Genomic DNA, 702 nt, shown 5'->3' on the forward strand with positions numbered 1-702 from the left:
AGCTAAGAACTTACTCCCATCTTGCGATTCAAGGCCAATACAAAACCCTCCTTGTTTGAGATCAACCACGAAAGGTAACTCAAAAGTTGAGAATGGAGTTATGGAGATAGGCTTGCTTATGAGCTGGTAATCAATTTTACAAGAATTGGTAGTGACATCAATTCCTTTGTCAGTACGCTCAACATTTTGGGGTAAAAAAGGTGTTAAGATCTTCTCAGGAGAAAGAGGAGACTGACTTAAAGCATAATCCTTAATGACAAATTGCGATACGCTTGGCTGTACAACATTATTTGAAAAGATCAAATAAATACTTTTCTCAGAGACTCCAAAAGGAAGCCTTAAGGTATCTTTCACAAGACCAAGCTTTCGATAAATCTTATAGACCAAAAACTTTTTTTGATCTTGGGAGAGAAACCCAACAGCAAAGCCCCCTTCTTTGAGCTCGGCACTCTCCTCTTACGCCATATAAAAGATCCCAATTTGCTGTCGCGGTTGAAACATCATTGAAAACATCTGTATAACCCTTGCGTAAAGCCCATTTGTCTAAAAGCCTATCTTTTGCACAATCAAGACAAGACCTATAATCATGGACTGTAGAACTAGTGACGTTCTTATAGCTCAGCAGAGTCTTAAGAATGAGGCTTAAAATTTTATTGATATTGCGTCTTAACCATATTCAGTAAAATACGCCCTTTATAGGAG

The 702-nt window shown here is 38.0% G+C and carries 1 protein-coding gene; it reads right to left on the minus strand.

Annotation, left to right across the window (positions count from 1 at the left end; genetic code table 11):
* Positions 1-387: hypothetical protein (locus IG80_RS0112200; protein ID WP_032114297.1), on the minus strand; the 387-nt coding region annotated here is incomplete at its 3' end.
* Between the last annotated feature and the right edge of the window lie 315 nt (positions 388-702).

This window comes from Candidatus Paracaedibacter symbiosus, from assembly GCF_000757605.1.
Lineage (GTDB): Bacteria > Pseudomonadota > Alphaproteobacteria > Paracaedibacterales > Paracaedibacteraceae > Paracaedibacter_A > Paracaedibacter_A symbiosus.